General features: G+C 66.4%; 13 protein-coding genes and 1 pseudogene. 9 read left to right on the top strand and 5 right to left on the bottom strand.

All coding sequences use genetic code 11. The features are described 5' to 3' along the window. Positions 1–106: 106 nt before the first annotated feature. Positions 107–1,357 carry a neutral zinc metallopeptidase gene (locus ACRCUN_RS11765; RefSeq protein WP_462141818.1) on the bottom strand — a complete coding sequence of 417 codons (1,251 nt, stop codon included), beginning with the start codon at positions 1,355–1,357 and terminating at the stop codon, positions 107–109. Positions 1,358–2,314: 957 nt separating this feature from the next. Here ACRCUN_RS11765 and ACRCUN_RS11760 point away from each other — a divergent pair. Further along, complete coding sequence (locus ACRCUN_RS11760) at positions 2,315–3,508, top strand: S1C family serine protease (protein WP_462142037.1); 1,194 nt, start codon at positions 2,315–2,317, stop codon at positions 3,506–3,508. 312 nt (positions 3,509–3,820) lie between these two features. Further along, positions 3,821–6,075, top strand: a pseudogene (gene helR, locus ACRCUN_RS11755) (RNA polymerase recycling motor ATPase HelR). Here the strand turns inward: helR and ACRCUN_RS11750 are convergent. After that, positions 6,020–7,516, bottom strand: coding sequence for a potassium/proton antiporter (locus ACRCUN_RS11750; RefSeq protein WP_462141817.1), 1,497 nt, complete (start codon positions 7,514–7,516; stop codon positions 6,020–6,022). The pseudogene helR and the gene ACRCUN_RS11750 sit on opposite strands and share 56 nt — an antisense overlap. A gap of 81 nt (positions 7,517–7,597) precedes the next feature. Here ACRCUN_RS11750 and ACRCUN_RS11745 point away from each other — a divergent pair, with 81 nt between their 5' ends. Together ACRCUN_RS11745 and ACRCUN_RS11740 are read left to right on the top strand one after the other, a co-directional pair. Continuing rightward, positions 7,598–8,290 carry a potassium channel family protein gene (locus ACRCUN_RS11745; RefSeq protein ID WP_462142036.1) on the top strand — a complete coding sequence of 231 codons (693 nt, stop codon included), beginning with the start codon at positions 7,598–7,600 and terminating at the stop codon, positions 8,288–8,290. 21 nt (positions 8,291–8,311) lie between these two features. Then, on the top strand, positions 8,312–8,608 hold the full coding sequence (locus ACRCUN_RS11740; protein WP_462141816.1) for a hypothetical protein: 297 nt from the start codon (positions 8,312–8,314) through the stop codon (positions 8,606–8,608). Between the two features lie 4 nt (positions 8,609–8,612). Here ACRCUN_RS11740 and ACRCUN_RS11735 read toward each other — a convergent pair whose 3' ends face one another. Continuing rightward, positions 8,613–9,134 carry a methyltransferase family protein gene (locus ACRCUN_RS11735; RefSeq protein WP_462141815.1) on the bottom strand — a complete coding sequence of 174 codons (522 nt, stop codon included), beginning with the start codon at positions 9,132–9,134 and terminating at the stop codon, positions 8,613–8,615. 90 nt (positions 9,135–9,224) lie between these two features. On the opposite strand from ACRCUN_RS11735, the gene ACRCUN_RS11730 reads away from it, so the two are divergent. Continuing rightward, positions 9,225–9,821 carry a TetR/AcrR family transcriptional regulator gene (locus tag ACRCUN_RS11730; protein ID WP_462141814.1) on the top strand — a complete coding sequence of 199 codons (597 nt, stop codon included), beginning with the start codon at positions 9,225–9,227 and terminating at the stop codon, positions 9,819–9,821. 6 nt (positions 9,822–9,827) lie between these two features. Here the strand turns inward: ACRCUN_RS11730 and ACRCUN_RS11725 are convergent, their stop codons facing one another. Then, on the bottom strand, positions 9,828–10,607 hold the full coding sequence (locus tag ACRCUN_RS11725; protein WP_462141813.1) for a Fic/DOC family protein: 780 nt from the start codon (positions 10,605–10,607) through the stop codon (positions 9,828–9,830). Then, on the bottom strand, positions 10,604–11,614 hold the full coding sequence (locus tag ACRCUN_RS11720) for a putative nucleotidyltransferase substrate binding domain-containing protein (RefSeq protein WP_462141812.1): 1,011 nt from the start codon (positions 11,612–11,614) through the stop codon (positions 10,604–10,606). The genes ACRCUN_RS11725 and ACRCUN_RS11720 overlap by 4 nt, the downstream gene beginning before the upstream one ends. A gap of 168 nt (positions 11,615–11,782) precedes the next feature. Between ACRCUN_RS11720 and ACRCUN_RS11715 the strand changes: the two genes are divergently transcribed. Genes ACRCUN_RS11715 through ACRCUN_RS11700 form a run of 4 tightly spaced genes read left to right on the top strand, consistent with a single transcriptional unit; the run spans position 11,783 to position 16,766 of the window. Further along, complete coding sequence (locus tag ACRCUN_RS11715) at positions 11,783–13,327, top strand: amino acid permease (protein ID WP_462141811.1); 1,545 nt, start codon at positions 11,783–11,785, stop codon at positions 13,325–13,327. Beyond that, positions 13,328–14,167 (top strand): urea amidolyase associated protein UAAP1, encoded by an 840-nt coding sequence (locus ACRCUN_RS11710; RefSeq protein ID WP_462141810.1) that lies wholly within the window; start codon positions 13,328–13,330, stop codon positions 14,165–14,167. Further along, positions 14,164–14,772, top strand: coding sequence for an urea amidolyase associated protein UAAP2 (locus ACRCUN_RS11705; protein WP_462141809.1), 609 nt, complete (start codon positions 14,164–14,166; stop codon positions 14,770–14,772). Before ACRCUN_RS11710 ends, ACRCUN_RS11705 begins: the two co-directional genes overlap by 4 nt. Continuing rightward, positions 14,769–16,766: a 5-oxoprolinase/urea amidolyase family protein gene (locus ACRCUN_RS11700; protein WP_462141808.1), complete on the top strand. Its 1,998-nt coding sequence runs from the start codon at positions 14,769–14,771 to the stop codon at positions 16,764–16,766. The genes ACRCUN_RS11705 and ACRCUN_RS11700 overlap by 4 nt, the downstream gene beginning before the upstream one ends. Positions 16,767–16,783 lie beyond the last annotated feature (17 nt).

Genomic DNA, 16,783 nt, shown 5'->3' with positions numbered 1-16,783 from the left:
GGTGATATCAGACGCGGGATGAGTTCACCGGGACCCGCGGGGGCAGGGACTCCAACGCATATTGTCCGGTGGGCGGTCGCGGCCGAATGCCAGATACGCCAGAGACTCAGGCGAAGCTCTCGACGCAATGATCCTGATCGCTCAGTACGCCGGTGCGGAAAGCGTCGATCCGGGCAAAGCCTGCCGGCGCTGACTGGCCATTGATGTCGCTGGCAGCCAATCCGTTGACGAGCAGTCCGGTGACGGCTTCATCGAGGTCGCCCGCGGTCAACGCAACGGTGTTGCCGTCCGGGGTGCTCACCTGGTTGGTGAGCTTGCGCGTGGCGACTCCGGTGAGGCAAGCCGTACGCAACCCCGTCTCCGCGGAGTCGAGCGGCAGACCCAATTCATGCTGCACCGCCAACATATAGCGCGATATCAGCACCGAGTAAGCCGTATTGTCGCCGGTCAAACCGGACACTCCCTCGCGGGCGGTGCCGAGCTTCTTCAACCCGGCCAGGTCGACGGCAATGATGTTGGTTGCGGGGCAGAACGACGCCGGCGGCGTTGGATCGGCGTCGGGGCACTTGGCCGCCGCGCCAGGATCGAAGGTGAGCCGCGGGGGATTGGCCGGCTGGAACAAGATGTTCATCGCTGCGATGACCGACCTCACGGAGGCCGGTGAAACCGGCCAGTCGCCGGTTTGACCGCGCTGCAGCGCGACCGGCAGGTCGCCGCGTCGCTGCGTTACCTCCTTCTCATCGATCCCTTTACATGTCTCGGGTCCGTCCGTGAAGCCGAACTGGAACGCCGAAACCCGCTCGAAGGCAGACCCGTGCTCGCCGCCCGAGGACGCCCTGTTGCGGTTGAACAGGGGGTCGCGAAAGGAGATAACGCTGGCGAGAATGGCGTTGAGGCCGTTGCCGCTCGACAGGGTGAAGCGAGCCGAATTCCCCTCTGCCACCCAACGCATGTAGGCCCCGGCGAAACAGTCTGCTTGCTGCTCGGCCACGAGCGTCGGCGTGTTCGCCGGGTTCAAGTCGGCCTGGTACTGCACGGCATGTCCGTACTCGTGCGCCAACACCATGGCAACCGCCATCTCGCCGTAGGATTTCCGGAGGGATGGCAGCAAGACACCTCGATCCCATCCGATCGTGCTGTCCACCGGACAGAATGCGGCGTTGACCAGTCCCGAAGTGGTTTCACCGCAGAACGGTGCGGCGCTGCCGGGCTTCTCGGCATCCCACGAAACGAGCTTGCGGACCGGGGTAAAACCCGTTCCGAACGCATCGCGGAACGCACCTTTCCAATAGTCCTCGACGTCGCTGACGGACTGCGCCGCAAGCAGATCGATCGGGCCGCCGTCACTGTTGGTCACCGTTCGCGACGGTTTAGGTGCGCCTGCCCGCAACCCCGAGGGACCGTCTGTGACTCGCATCCCCGCGACGGTGAACGGGTCGACGCGCTCGGGAGTGGTCGTGCCGCATGCCGATGCCACAATTGCCACGGCGAGCGATGCGCCGATCAGTCGAGGCCATGGCCAATTGCCCAGTGTCCGCTCACGGTTCGAGCGCAGCCGAGGTCTCCGCAGAACCGAATGACGGCCGTATCGTCTCCGAGCCTCGGTGTTGTCGGTGGCAATGGTCGTCGCGGGGCGCATGATGCGCTTGATTATTGTCGATTTCGCACTGCCGCGCAGTCGTCTGGCTCCGGAACTTGCACGGCAACTCGGTACCGCGCGGCACGCTCTACGAGGCTGAGATCAGAAGCATCGAGGGGAATTTGGTGCGTGGCGGGCACGTCGACGGCGGCGTGCTGGTGCCCAGTGAGCAGTGCGCACCACATCGGGGGCGGAGAGGCCCATCAGGTCGGCACACCACCAACGAGAAGGGCATCGACCCCGGTAGGGGTCGATGCCCTTCTTCCTTCTCGAACTCACATTGAAGTCCTCGGCAAAGTCTTGGCGTGCGCAGAACGTCTTCTCAGCGCACCCTCAGCGAACACCGGCACCTTGGAGGAGAGCGCGGCGCGGCCGCGCAGCTCGTCGTCGACTCTTAGAGGAAGAAGAACGCACGCCATGACGCATCGGCCAGAGTACCCGCCGTCTCCGGACAGTTATGGGGCGGTTCCGGGACATCGTGTGGGAAAACCGTATCCGAGCCCGTGGTCCAGGGAAGGTTATCGGAGGTACGGCGGCGCACATGCCATATCGCAGCCACCGTTTCCCGAAGGCGCGCCGGATATCGATGACACACAACGTATCCCAGTGCAGTCAGGTCTTAATGAGCAGCCGCAGAAGCGATCCCGGGGACGCGCCGGCGTTCTCGTCGCCGGCATGGCGGCCGTTGCGGTGGCGTCTGGCGCGGTGGCGGGCATTGCGGTGGTCAATCACGAAGCTAAGCCCGCGGCAAACTCCGCGACGCCGGCAGCGGCCGCGCAGAAGCCGGCTGATGTTCCGCGCCTTCCCGCGGCGGCAGCTCCGAACGGTTCGGTCGAGCAGGTCTCGGCCAAGGTCCTGCCCAGTGTGGTGAAGCTGCAGATCGACATGGGCCAAGAAAGCGCCGAGGGATCGGGCATCGTCATCAGCCCGGACGGCATGATCCTGACCAACAATCACGTCGTGGCCGCTGCCAAAGAGGCCGGCGCCCCGCAACGTCCGCTACCCGGCTTCGGTGGGCAGATGGGCGCACCGGGCCAGGATCCGTTCGGCGGCCTGTTCGGTGACGGTTCGGACACTCCGACCGCGCGGACGACGTCGGCTCCGCAGGCCACGGTGACCTTCTCGGATGGCCGCACCGCACCGTTCACGGTGGTCGGGACCGACCCGGCCGATGACCTCGCCGTTGTCCGTGCCGAGGGTGTTTCCGGGCTCACCCCGATCGCGATCGGATCGTCGAAGGACCTCAAGGTGGGCCAGGACGTCGTGGCGATCGGCTCACCGCTGGGACTCCAGGGCACCGTGACGACGGGAATCATCAGCGCCCTGGACCGTCCGGTCGCCACCGGTGACGAGCAGACGGGCCAGGCTTCCGTGATGAGTGCGATCCAGACCGACGCCGCGATCAACCCGGGCAACTCCGGTGGCGCGCTGGTGAACATGAACGGCGAACTGATCGGCGTGAACTCGGCGATCGCGTCGCTCGGCGGGGGACAGGGCTCCGGTGGGGCGCAGAGTGGTTCGATCGGGCTGGGTTTCGCGATCCCGGTGGACCAGGCCAAGCGCATTGCCGATGAACTGATCTCGACGGGCACCGTTCAGCACGCGTCGCTGGGAGTCCAGCTCAGCACTGACGGCGGTACGAGCGGAGCCGCGATCGCCGGCGTCGCCAACGGTGGCCCGGCTGCGCAGGCGGGCCTGCGCAGCGGGATGGTCATCACCAAGATCGATGACCGTCCGATCGACGGGCCGGAGGCTCTCATCGCCGCAGTCCGGTCGAAGGCCCCGGGCGACCAGGTGACGGTGACGTACGAAGATCCGTCGGGCGACTCGCAGACCACCCAGATCACCCTGGGCGCCGTGCAGGCCTGATTCGGGCGTCATCGATCTCGTGCGTCACGCCAGTGTGGCTGTCGGCTCCGACGGCCACACTGGCGTGACAAACGCGTGTGATGGGCCATGAGTGCCAAAGCGGTATCGACCGGAACAATTGGGTACCGGGCCTCGTTGACTAACGGTCGCGAGCCCGCACCCATGGATGGCTGTCAGAAAGGAAAAGGAGGAGCTTCTGCTCCGTTCCCCTTCCAACGTATAGCGGACAGGGGGGCTTGCGGCAAGGCCGGGGTGATGGCGCAAAATCGCTGGCCGAAGCCGGACGCGGAGAGATGGGATAACGAGAAGCACGTGTCGAATCGACAGTACGAAGACGAACTGCAGTCCGAACGCGACTATGTCGCCGGGTTGTACGCGCGACTCGATGCGATCGTGCTGACGCCAAGCGCCGTTACGAAGAAGCGCTGCGCAGCCCGGTGGACGCCCAGGACGGCGGGGCGTTCGTGGGCCGCGACGCCGAGGTGCGTGCCATGGCCAAGGAGATGCAGCGACTTGACGTCGCCGACAACGGCCTGTGTTTCGGTCGGTTGGAAACCGTTGAGGGCGAACATCTCTACATCGGCCGCATCGGCATTCTCGACCGCGACAACGACTACGAACCGTTGCTGCTCGACTGGCGTGCGCCGCTCGCGCGTGCGTTCTACGTCGCGACCGCGGCGAGCCCCGAGAACATGCGGCGCCGTCGCCAATTCCACACGCGCGGGCGGCGGGTGATGGATTTCACCGACGAGGTCCTCGGCCGACCCACCGGCGCCGAACTCGGCGACGAGCGCGAGGGCCCAGGAGATGCCGCGCTGCTGGCCGCGGTCAATGCCCCGCGCGGTGAGGGCATGCGCGACATCGTGGCGACGATCCAGGCCGAGCAGGATGAAATCATCCGGTTCGATCACTCCGGAGTGCTGGTGATCGAGGGCGGTCCCGGCACCGGCAAGACCGTGGTCGCGCTGCACCGGGTCGCTTATCTGCTGTACACCCAGCGCAAACAGATGGAACGTCATGGGGTGCTCGTCGTCGGGCCCAGCCCGGCGTTCCTCAACCACATCGGACGCGTGTTGCCGTCGCTGGGCGAGTCGCAGGCGGTGTTCATGACCACGGGAGACTTCGTGCCTGGGCTTCGTGTCACGGCCGAGGACACGGCCGACGCCGCCCGCCTGAAAGGTTCGTTGGAGATCCTCGACGTGCTCGCCGCGGCGGTCGCGGACCGCCAGGAACTGCCAGAGGATCCGATCCCGATCAACCTGTCGGACGTCACGGTGCAGATCGACGCCGAGACGGCGAAGTGGGCGAGGGATGAAGCCCGTAAAACGGGCCTGCCGCACAACGAGGCCCGCGCCGAGTTCGTCGACGTCGTGACGTACGTGGTCATCGAACGGGCTGTCGCGCGGATCGGCCGGGGTTGGCTGACCCGCGAGGACAAGCACGCGTGGGAGCAGATGCGCGCCGACGTGCTCAACGAACTCGAAGACCACGAACAGTTCGCCGCCGCACTCGACAAGCTGTGGCCGGTGCTGACACCGGAAAACGTTCTCGCACAGCTCTATACCTCACACGAACGATTACGCGCAGCGGGAGCCGACGAGGCCCTGTGGCGGTCCGACGGCGAAGCGTGGACGGTGTCGGACGTCCCGCTGCTCGATGAGCTTGTCGATCTTCTCGGGCGCGACAAGGCGGCGGACCTGGCAGCCGAGCGGGAACGGCAGGTCGAGGAGGCATACGCCGCGGGCGTTCTCGAACTGATGGTTGCCCGCGAGGATCTGATGGACGACGAGGACCGTCTGCTCGCCGGCGACCTGCTCGCCGCCGAGGATCTCGCGGAACGCTTCCAGGAGCGCGACAACCGTGAACTCGACGAGCGGGCCGCCGCGGACCGGGACTGGACCTACGGGCACGTCGTGGTCGACGAGGCCCAGGAACTGTCGGAAATGGACTGGCGAGTGCTCATGCGCCGCTGCCCGCGCCGGTCCTTCACGATCGTCGGCGATCTCGCGCAACGCCGGTCGGCAGCCGGGGCGACGTCGTGGGATCACATGTTGCAGCCGTACGTGCCCAACCGGTGGGTGTATCGGTCGCTGTCGGTGAACTACCGCACTCCTGCGGAAATCATGGCGGTCGCCGCCGGGGTGCTCGCCGAGTTCGCGCCGGGTGTGCAGCCGCCGGAGTCGGTCCGTTCGTGCGGTGTGATGCCGTGGTCACGGCACGTGTCGAACGACGACGAAATCGGTTCGGCCATCAACGAATTCGTCGAGGACGAAGCCGGACGTGAGGGTACGTGCGTCGTGATCGGGCCGGCGGGGGTGGCGGGTACGGTGCCTGCCTCGGAAACCAAAGGTCTGGAGTTCGACGCGGTTTTGGTGGTCGAGCCGGAACGCATCCTGGCCGACGGCCCGCGCGGCGCGGCCGAGCTCTACGTCGCGCTCACCCGCGCGACTCAGCGGCTAGGCGTCCTGCACGTGGGTCCGCTGCCGCAGGCGTTGAGCGGCCTTGTCGAGATCAGTCCGGATGGCCGTACTCGTCAAACCAGTACGCAAGCTTGCCCCGTCGACTGACGGCCCGCAGCCGCGCTTCTGCGGCAGCCCGGGTTTTGCTGGTGGTGACGATCAACAGCTCGTCGCCCACCGCGATGCGGGTGTCGGGCAGCGGGACGAACGTGTGACCGTTGCGGATGATCAGGGTGATCACCGCGGGGTCGGGCAGTCGCAGTTCGAGAATCGTGACGTTGTGCAGCCGGGACCGCGGGCGCACCGTCATGCTCAGCAGGTCGGCGTCGATCACGTCCAGCGGTGCGGCTTCCACCTGAATCTCGCGGGTCGTATCCCGGGTGACCAGGCCGAGTCCACGCGCGACGATCCGCAGGCTCGGTGCTTGTACCAGGGTGAAGATGACCACCAGGACGAAGACGATGTTGAGCAGCCGGTAACTGTCCGGCACGCCCGCGACGATCGGAAAGGTCGCGAGCACGACGGGGACGGCGCCGCGCAGCCCGGCCCAGGACAGGAAAAGCTGCTCGCGAAACGGGATTCGAAACGCGACGAGCGACAGCAGCACCGACAGCGGCCGGGCAACCAGGAGCAGGACGAGCCCGATCCCGATCGCCGGGATGATGTCGGGGCCAAGATCGTGCGGATTCACGAGCAGGCCGAGCAACACGAAGAGCCCGATCTGCGCGAGCCAGCCGACGCCCTCGGCGAACGATCGCGTCGCCGATCGGTGTGGCAGCCCGGAATTGGCCAGGACGACCGCGGCCAGGTAGGCGGCGATGAAGCCGCTGGCGTGCGCACTGCCGGCAGCGGCGAACGCGACGAGCCCCAGCCCGAATGTCGCGATGGGGTACAGACCGGAGGCCGGCAAAGCGATGCGACGAAGGGCAAGCGCCCCGACGAATCCGACCGCCAGACCGAGCGCGATGCCGGCGAGCAGTTCGTAGACGAGGTCGGTGACCGCACCCTCCGGATCGAATACGAACGGCACCACACTGAACATCAGCACGAGGATCACCGCGGGCGCGTCGTTGAACCCGGATTCCGCCTCGAGCAGACCTGCCAGGCGGCGGGGCAACGGCAGCACGCGCAAAACCGAGAACACCGCAGCGGCGTCGGTGGACGCGACGATCGCTCCGAGTAACAACGCCAGCTGCCAGTGCATGTCCAGCAGGAGATGCGCGCCCACGGCGGTGACGAGTGTGCTGACGACGACGCCGACGGTGGCCAGCGAAGCGGCCGGTGCCAACACCTTGCGGATGTCGGAGTACCGCGTGGTCAGACCGCCTTCGACCAGGATCACAGCGAGCGCCGCGGTGCACACATTCCTGGCCAGTTCGACGTTGTCGAACTCCAGGCCGATACCGTCCACACCGAGCACGACACCGACCAGGAGGAACAACAGAAGGCTCGGGAATCCGACCTTGGTTGCCACGCGCGTGCCGACGATGCTGGCGAGCAGCACGAGGCCGCCCACCAACAGGGTGAGGTACAGCTGATTCAAGCTCATTGTGCGGTCAGTTAATCACCGACCAAGCGCACCGGGTGGGCAGTGCGGATAGGTCAAAATGACTGAGTGGCGGAACGAAAGATGCGCATCGGGGTTGCGGGCGCGGGCAACGTAGGCCGCTCCGTCGCGCGAGAGTTGTTGGATTACGGCCACAAGGTGCTGTTGATCGAACGGGAGCGGCGCAATTTCGAGCCGCAGACCGTGCCCGCCGCGGATTGGTTGCTGGCCGACGCTTGCGAACTCACCGCGCTGGAGGAGGCGGGCACCGAAACGTGCGACGTGCTCATCGCGGCGACCGGCGACGACAAGGCCAACCTGGTCGTCGGTCTGCTCGCCAAGTCCGAGTTCGGGGTGCCTCGTGTGGTGGCCCGTATCAATGACATCCGCAACCAGTGGCTGTTCAGCCAGCAGTGGGGTATCGATGTGGCCGTGTCGACGCCGGGCGCGCTGGTTGCCGGTGTCGAAGGCGCGATCGACGTCGGGCACCTGGTGCGGTTGATGGGGTTGCGCGAGGGCCGGGCGGAGCTGACCAAACTGACGCTCCCCGAAGACAACCCAGTGGTGGGGCAACGGGTGGATCGGTTGGATCTGCCTGCTGACACCGCGCTGGTCACGGTCGTCAGGGGCAGCAAGGTCATCCTTGCGAAACCTGACGATGTGCTCGAGGCCGGTGACGAGATGTTGTTCGTGGCCAACCGCTCTTCGGAGAGTTCACTGCTCGCGGCGATCCACGGCCGGGAATTCCTTCGCGAGGTGATCGGCGACGAGGCGTGACCGCCGATCTACCCTCGTGCCATGGATGCCACCGAGGACGCACCGCCCGCTCCGGAGAAGCGACTGGTCATCAGGGTCAATTCGAACGCCAAGATGTCCCGGGGCAAGGCAGCCGCACACGCCGTTCACGCGGCGCTCAAGCTGTACGGCATCGAGTACGAACATCCGGTGATCGTCATCGGAGGCAAGCCGGACGAGATCCTCGCCCAGACCGTGCACATCCGCGACGCCGGCCGAACCGAGCTCGAACCCGGCACCTTGACGGCGGGGGCGAGCTGGGAGTGGCGGGACCACGCGGAACCGGATCCAGCGCAATAGCCTGTCAGTCAACATATTTCGGCACCCATGGGGTTACCCGTGGAATCCACCGGGGGACGTGCTGCCGGTATGCCTCGTATTCCGCGCCGAACCGGCGGAGTAGGTGTGGCTCCTCGATGGCCGGGATGGCGATCGTGACGATCGTGCAGAACAGCACGAACCAACCGAACAACCACGGTGAGGCGGTGGCGACTGCCGTTCCGAGCTGAATGCAGAACACGGCCGTCATCATCGGATTCCGGACGTATTGATACGGACCGCGCAGCACCAGGTGAACGGGTGAACCGATCGCCAGCGTGCCCTCGCCGATCCGGTCGAACAGCACGACAGTCCACACCAGAAACCAGAGCCCGAGCCCGATGAGGGCTGCTCCCGCGAGCGCGAGCAGCAGCCCTCCCGTCGTGGACAGGTCGGGTGCTTTCTGCCCCGTGAGCTGTGCGATCACCGCGGGTATGAACACCGTCATCGTCACAGGGGCGATCAGCACCGAGATCAGATGCCGCCACCACAGCCGTCGTTTCGCCATCGTCGGATCCTTTCTTCAACCACTGTTGAAGAAAGACGCTACGCCTCAGGGGAGCGATAGGTCAACGCTTGTTGAAGTAAACTCCGGCCCATGTCGGAGACCCCGCGCAGCGGCCGGTGGCGCACGGGCCAGCAGAACAAACAGCGCATCATCGACGCTGCCCGCGAGCACTTCATGCGTGACGGCTACGAACAGGCGACGGTCCGCGGCATCGCCGCTGCGGCCGGGGTGGACGTCGCGATGGTCTACTACTTCTTCGGCAACAAGGAGGGCCTGTTCACCGCGTCGGTGCTCGACACGCCCGAGCATCCGTTGCACCAGTTGGCGCATCTGCTCGACGATGGTCCCGACGACATCGGCGCCCGCCTCGTGCGGTACTTCGTGCAGCGGTGGGACGAAGGGGCATCGTTCGACCCGTTGCTCACGGTCTGGCGGTCGGCAGCCATTCAGCCATTGGCGCGCAAGTTGTTGCACGATTCGCTTGCCGGCCCGGTGGCACAACGGGTCTCGGCCCAGTTCGGTGTGACCGATGCCGAGCTACGCGTCGAACTGGTGACGACGCACCTGGTGGGTCTGGCGTTCGCGCGCTATCAGCTCAAGATCGAACCGCTGGCCTCGGCGAGTGCCGACGAGTTGGTGGCGTGGGTCGGGCCGACGGTGCAGCGGTATCTGACCGAGCCGCAGTAGGCGGACTCAATTGCCGCCGCGGCGTAGGCAATTCCGCAGGATGGGGATGAACGGCCGAGGGTCGGCCTGACCATCACGCCGGAACGGCAGGGAATCCCGCGATGCGGTGATCCATTCGTCGCGAGAGACGCCGTCCAGATACAACCGTCGGCCGGCGCGGCTTGCCAAGAGATGCAACAACAGGGTTCCGGTGCGGCCGTTGCCGTCCCGGAACGGATGAATCTGGTTATACACAGCGTAGATTCGGGCAAGGCGGTAGGAGAGCTCGCCGGAGTCGATGGAGGCCCCCGCGCCGGCCAGCGACTCGATGTCGGTGTGCAACTCCTGCAGGGCGCGCGGGATGCGTTCGCATGAGCCGAACGTGCTCTCGCCGCGACGGAGTTCGACGATACGAAGTTCGCCGGCCCACGCGTAGACGTCGCCGAACACGTGCTGGTGCAACCGACGGGCGTCGAGGTCATGGTCTTCCGGGCGCAGGTGTACCTGCAGGATCCGGCCCGCCGTGACGATGAACTCGAGCCGGGCCAGTGCGGAAGCGTCATGGATGCCGAAATTGTTTCGCAGCACTGTCGTGCCGGGGATGAGATAGGGCTTGCGTCGCGCAAAGAGCGGCCGCCGGTACCGGTCGGTCTCGCGCGGCAGATGGCGTCCCAGATATTCGCCGAATGTGACTGCCCCCGTCGCGAGTTCGGTCAGATTGCAGATCTGCTCGGACGTGGGCCGCCAGCCTTCGAGGCGTTCTGCGGCAATGGTCTCGGTGAGCGCATGACGCTCGCGTGTGCTCACCACTCCGAAAACGTCGACGTCGACGCCAGATAGTCGAGCTTGCGTCGCACGCCGTTGAGTTCGCGGCCGATGCTGCGCAGTGCGGTGCGGTCCTGGGGAGATAGCGTCGACAGCTCGACGCGATCATCGACAGGTGCGTGCGGTGACCACCGAGCGGCGCGTAGCCGCCAGCGGATGCTCGATCCGATGGTGTAGCAATGCTCCAGTGCCGTGGCGTCCTCGTCGTCGAGGTAGCGGCTACCCGCCGCGTAACGGATCCGCTCGCTCGTCGGGAGCGCCGTCGATCCGCAACTCAGCGCGGCCCAGCGTGCGATGCGGACCACCGGGTCGACGGCTGCGTTCTTGACGTCCACTCCGCTGTCGCCGGTGGCAAGCACCCGAAGCCGGGACGGCACGTGGCCACGGGCATGGGTCGCGTCCTGCAGCATGGCCGTCAGCGCGTCGGGATGTGTGCGGGCCGCGACGCCCACCTGCCCGCGGAGGTCGGGTCCGTCGGTGACCGGTACGGCATCGGCGAGCAGACCCATCATCACCACGCCGCGGTCGGCCGCCGCGTCGGCGGTCCAGCGGCCGATGCCGGCGTTCCACTCGTGCGCGGCGCGGTTGAACCGGGCCCGGGCGGCGGTCGCGCCGTTCGCGTCGGCGGGAAAGCCGCATTCGGCGAGAAGGTCATGGACCTCGATCGCATGGCTGACCGCGGCATCGGCGGAGATGGTGTCCGCACGGACGAAGAGGGTGTCGAGGTCAGAGCCCGGCAGTGCGTCGCCTCTGCCGATGCTGCCCGACGCGTACCAGGTGCCCGCTGCGCCGGACAGGATCCGCCCGGCGCAGGCAAGCGCCGATCGTCCGAGTGCGGACCAGGCGGCCGCGACGGTCGCTGCGCCGGTACGGGATTCGGCCAGCTCACGCACGGTGTCGTGCGCTGACCGGCAGGCCGTCAGCAAGGCTTGTGCGTCGTCTGCCGCCGCGACCTCGCGCTGCGCGCGTTCCAGCGGACCCTCTGGCATACCGGCGATTCTGACAGGCCCGAGCGTCGTGAGGTTTCGGCAACCAGATCCTTACCGGCGGCTACATGAACGAAACATCTGGGTGACGCTCTGGACATGCGCGAGCGGTTATCTGTCGTCTGATAGTTAAGCCCGTGGCGGCAGCGCCCCAACCCGAGAGAAACGCTTATGACCAGCAGCGCAACCGCGCCGGGACCCGACGTGGCGGATGGTCACTCCGGCGATCATCAAGACCTGGCCGAGTTTGGTTATGACCAGCAGTTGCACCGCAGGCTCGGCAAGTTCGAGTCTTTTGCCGCGGGCTTCTCGTTCGTCTCGATTCTGACGACGATCTTCCAGTTGTTCGGCCTCGGGTTCGGGTTCGGCGGACCCGCGTTCTTCTGGACGTGGCCCGCGGTCTTTCTCGGACAGTTTCTCGTCGCGCTCTGTTTTGCCGAGCTTGCCGCGCGCTACCCGATCTCGGGGGCCATCTACCAGTGGTCGCGGCGTATGGGCGGCGAGGTGGTCGGTTGGTTCGGTGGCTGGTTCATGATCTTGGCGCAGATCGTCACCGCATCCGCCGCCGCGATCGCACTGCAGGTGGTGTTGCCCTCGATCTGGTCCGGGTTCCAGATCATCGGCGACGATCCGGCGCTGACCACGCCGAGCGGTGCCGCCAACGCCGTCCTGCTCGGCACCGTCCTGCTTGTGATCACCACGACGATCAATTGCCTTGGCGTGAAGTGGATGTCGCGTGTCAACAGCGCGGGCGTGGTCTGCGAGATCGTCGGCGTCGTCGCCGTCATCGGGGTGTTCTTCACCCACGCCCAGCGCGGACCGCAGGTGGTGTTCGACACCGGGCATGCCGGCGGGCAACCCGGCTACATCTGGGCCTGGATCGTATCCGGGCTGATGGCGGCATATGTGATGGTGGGCTTCGGCTCGGCAGGTGAACTCGCCGAGGAAACCCGCAATCCACGCCGGGTCGCGCCGCGCACGATTCGCCTCGCGCTGTCGGTATCGGCGCTCGGCGGTGGCCTGATGATCCTCGGCGCGCTGATGGCCGCGCCGAGCCTGACCGACGGCAGGCTGGCCACCGAGGGCCTGCCGTACGTGCTCGATACGGTGCTGTCCTCGCCGTGGGGCACGATCCTGCTGATCGACGTCTGCATCGCCATCATGATTTGCACGTTGGCAATTCAGACCGCGGCTTCGCGCCTGATGTTCTCGATGGCCCGCGACAACCGGTTGCCCGCATCGGCGATCCTGTCCCGCGTCAACGGGCGTACCGGTACCCCGATTTGGCCGTCGGTGCTCATCGGCGTCCTGTGCATCGCGGTGCTGCTGGTCAACGTGGGCAACTCGGCCATCTTCGCGACTCTGGCCAGCGTCTGCATCATCCTGATCTACCTGGCCTACCTGCTGGTGACCGCGCCGCTGCTGTATCGCCGGCTCAAAGGGTGGCCCACCCAGCGCAACCAGGTGGACGCCGAAGGGCTGCCGCTGTTTTCACTCGGCCGGTTCGGCCTGGTGGTCAACGTGCTCGCCGTCGCATACGGCGCACTGATGATCGTCAACCTGGGCTGGCCCCGCGCTGAGATCTTCAACCCGACCGGGGAACTGCCCATCCTGCAGTGGGCAGGGCCGCTGTCCATCGCGGCTGCCGTCCTGCTCGGCGCGCTGTGCTTCCCGCGCGGCAAGACCCATCCGAAGCCCGTCACGATTGGAGCCTGAATGTCCGTCACGACAGAGACATCCACGACCGCGGGCGCGCGCGAACACGCGCGAGCCCAGGCGACCACGATCACCGACTCGATGCCCGTGGTGCCGGCGTCGAGTTGGCCCTCGCCGCCCGACGGGATCGCCGCCGAGAACCTCACGTGGGCCGAAACCGTTCCCGGCGGGCGTTACACCAGCAAGGTGCTGGCCCGCGGTACCCGGCTGCGGTTGCGTGACCTGCAGGGCACGGCGTGCGCGCATCTGATGCTGTGGCGTGCTGACGCATCCTGGGAGCGACTCAACGTCGCCGACACCGTCAAAGTGCCATGGCAGGCCTATCTTTCGTCCGGACATCCGCTGCTGAGCGACCAGGGCCGGGTGCTCGCGACCATCGCCGCAGACACCTCAAGCCATCACGACGCCGTCTGCGGAACCACGACGCTGTCCGGCAACATCACGAAATACGGTGCGGGAAGCCCAGAGTCGGCCAGCCCGGCCGGGCGGGAACTGCTGGCGCTCGCCGCACTCAAGAACGGTCTCACGCGACGCGATGTGGCTCCGAGCGTGTCGTTCTTCCACGGCGTGCGGGTGCAACCGGATGGTGAGTTGGTGTCGACCGGATCGGCAGGCGCCGGCAAGGCCGTTGAACTGATCCTCCATCTGCCGGTCATCGTCGCGATAGCCAACACCGCGCATCCGCTCGATCCGGCACCGGCCTTCGACGTCGGATCGCTGGAGGTGCTGGCGTGGTCGGCACCTGAAGATCTCGCCGAGATCGGTGCGCACATCGCCGAGCGTGACCCCGAATACCAACGTGCCTACCTCAACTCCGAAGACGTCTGGAGCGCCCGATGACCGCGACAATCGTTGACGAGATCGTCGCCCCGCGGGGGCCGTGGTCGAAGATCGTGAAGGCAGGCGATGTACTCACCATCATCGACCTCCACGGCAATCAGGCTGTCGACACATTGTTCTACGGTGCCGACGACCACGGTGTCCGCTACAGCGCGCCCGCCACCGTCGCCGCGCAGGGCAACATCTTCCTGACCACCGGATCGGTACTCCGCGACAGCGATGGTGAGCCGATGTTGACGATCGTCGAAGATGAAGTCGGCAACCACGACACGCTGGGCGGCGCATGCTCGCAGGAGTCGAACACCCTGCGCTACGGCCACCACACCAAACACCAGCACGCGTGTGTCGAGAACTTTATCGGGGAGGGCGCGCGGTGGGGCCTGACCAAGGCCGACATCGTCAGCAACATCAACTTCTTCATGAACGTGCCTGTCGATCCCGACGGATCGCTGGGCATCGTGGACGGGCTGTCCGCTCCCGGCAAGAAGTTGTCGCTGCGGGCCGAGATCGACACGCTCGTGCTCGTCTCGAACTGTCCGCAGATCAACAACCCCTGCAACGGATTCGACCCTACGGCGGTGCGGATGGTCGTGACTCGCTCATGACGAGCGGCATCGAGATCATCCGCCCCGGCATGGCCACCACGATCCAGGACTGGCCGGGCCGCTTCGGATACTGGCAGGTCGGCGTGCCGCCCTCCGGACCGATGGACGATGTGTCTTTCCGGCTCGCGAACATCGCGGTGGGCAATCCAGAGGGCGCTGCGGGTCTGGAGGCCACGATGGGCGGTCCGGCGCTGCGTTTCGACACCGATACGTGGGTGTGTGTGGCAGGCGCGCCGGCCCCGGTGACCGTCGATGGCAGAAGAGGTCCGCAGTGGGAACCGGTGTTGGTCGAGGCGGGTCAGGTGCTCGACGTCGGTATGGTCGACGGCCCGGGCCTGCGGATCTACATCGCCGTGGGCGGGGGTCTCGCCGCCGACGAATACCTGGGCAGCGCAGCGACATTCACGCTGGGCCGCTTCGGTGGCCATGAAGGTCGCGTGCTGTGTGCCGGCGACAAGTTGGAGACTGCCGCGACGCCGGTGGGCAGGCGTCGGCGCATTCTGTTCGACGAGCAGCCTGCCATCGGCAAGCACTGGTTCATCGCCGTGACCGTCGGTCCACATTCGGCGCCGGAGTTCTTCACCCGCGACGACATCGACACCCTGCTGAGCCACGACTACGAAGTGCACTTCAACTCCGACCGCACGGGTGTCCGGCTGATCGGGCCGAAGCCCGAATGGGCCAGGCCTGACGGCGGCGAGGCCGGGCTGCATCCCTCGAACATCCACGACAACGCGTACTCCGTGGGCTCGCTGGATTTCACCGGCGATACCCCGATCCTGCTCGGTCCCGACGGGCCCAGCCTGGGTGGCTTCGTCTGTCCGGTCACGGTCACGGCCGCCGACCGGTGGAAGTTGGGTCAGCTGGCTCCTGGCGCCACGGTGCGGTTCATACCGGTGCGGGCCGAGGCCGCACCGCCCGTCGCGACGGTCGGACGTGAGCGCCGTGCCTTCATCCCCGCCGTGTTCTCCGCCGGTGGCGACGCGGACAACGGAATCCTCGCCCGCACAACATCTTCGGACGAGACGACGAGCGTGACCTACCGCCGGATCGGCGACGACAACATCCTCGTCGAGTACGGCGATATGCGACTGGACCTTACGTTGCGGGCCCGTGCCCACGCGCTGCACGCGGCGCTGGAACAGGATCGACCGGACGGGCTGATCGACCTCACACCCGGCGTGCGGTCGTTGCAGGTCAAGGTGAATCCGGGTCGCCTCCCACTGTCCGCGCTGGTGCCGATGCTCACTGAGATCGAGGCGTCGTTGCCGACCGCGCAGGAGCTGGTGGTACCGAGCCGAACGGTCCGGCTTCCGCTGAGCTGGGACGACCCGGCCACCCGTGAAGCGATCGAACGCTACATGCACGGTGTGCGCGCGGATGCGCCGTGGTGCCCGTGGAACATCGAGTTCATCCGGCGGATGAACGGGCTGGCCTCTACCGACGATGTGCACCGGATCGTGTACGGCGCCGAGTATCTCGTGCTCGGGCTCGGCGACGTGTACCTCGGTGCGCCGGTCGCCACGCCGCTGGATCCGCGGCACCGCCTGGTGACCACGAAGTACAACCCGGCGCGCACGTGGACGCCCGAGAACGCGGTGGGTATCGGTGGCGCCTACCTGTGCATCTACGGCATGGAGGGCCCCGGTGGCTACCAATTCGTCGGTCGCACAACACAAATCTGGAACCATCGTCATCCGCTCGCCGCGCAGGGCTTCGAACCGCAGCATCCGTGGCTGTTGCGGTTTTTCGACCGGATTCAGTGGTACCCCGTGTCGGCGGAGGAGTTGTTGGATCTGCGCGCCGACATGGCCGCCGGTCGGGGTCATGTCGAGATCAGCGACGGCGTGTTCTCCCTTGCCGAGCATGAGGCGTTCCTGGCCGCCAACGCCGACGACATCGCCGCTACCCGTGCCACGATGGAGGCCGCACGGGCCGAGGAGCGCGAGCGTTGGGCGGCGGCAGGCGAATTCGTGAGAAAGGAGTCCGCATGAGCGAGCTTGCGAACGAA

It is taken from the genome of Mycobacterium venezuelense, assembly GCF_054919535.1.
The sequence above is the reverse complement of the archived record's forward strand: the minus strand, read 5'-3'. Positions and strand labels throughout refer to the sequence as shown.

Bases quoted from the DNA above. Each gene is read 5' to 3' on its own strand.
- ACRCUN_RS11735 (WP_462141815.1), bottom strand. From the start codon at position 9,134: ATGGCGAAACGACGGCTGTGGTGGCGGCATCTGATCTCGGTGCTGATC.
- ACRCUN_RS11705 (WP_462141809.1), top strand. From the start codon at position 14,164: ATGACCGCGACAATCGTTGACGAGATCGTCGCCCCGCGGGGGCCGTGG.
- ACRCUN_RS11760 (WP_462142037.1), top strand. From the start codon at position 2,315: ATGGCGGCCGTTGCGGTGGCGTCTGGCGCGGTGGCGGGCATTGCGGTG.
- ACRCUN_RS11700 (WP_462141808.1), top strand. From the start codon at position 14,769: ATGACGAGCGGCATCGAGATCATCCGCCCCGGCATGGCCACCACGATC.
- ACRCUN_RS11730 (WP_462141814.1), top strand. From the start codon at position 9,225: ATGTCGGAGACCCCGCGCAGCGGCCGGTGGCGCACGGGCCAGCAGAAC.
- ACRCUN_RS11715 (WP_462141811.1), top strand. From the start codon at position 11,783: ATGACCAGCAGCGCAACCGCGCCGGGACCCGACGTGGCGGATGGTCAC.
- ACRCUN_RS11710 (WP_462141810.1), top strand. From the start codon at position 13,328: ATGTCCGTCACGACAGAGACATCCACGACCGCGGGCGCGCGCGAACAC.
- ACRCUN_RS11720 (WP_462141812.1), bottom strand. From the start codon at position 11,614: ATGCCAGAGGGTCCGCTGGAACGCGCGCAGCGCGAGGTCGCGGCGGCA.
- ACRCUN_RS11750 (WP_462141817.1), bottom strand. From the start codon at position 7,516: ATGAGCTTGAATCAGCTGTACCTCACCCTGTTGGTGGGCGGCCTCGTG.
- ACRCUN_RS11745 (WP_462142036.1), top strand. From the start codon at position 7,598: ATGCGCATCGGGGTTGCGGGCGCGGGCAACGTAGGCCGCTCCGTCGCG.
- ACRCUN_RS11740 (WP_462141816.1), top strand. From the start codon at position 8,312: ATGGATGCCACCGAGGACGCACCGCCCGCTCCGGAGAAGCGACTGGTC.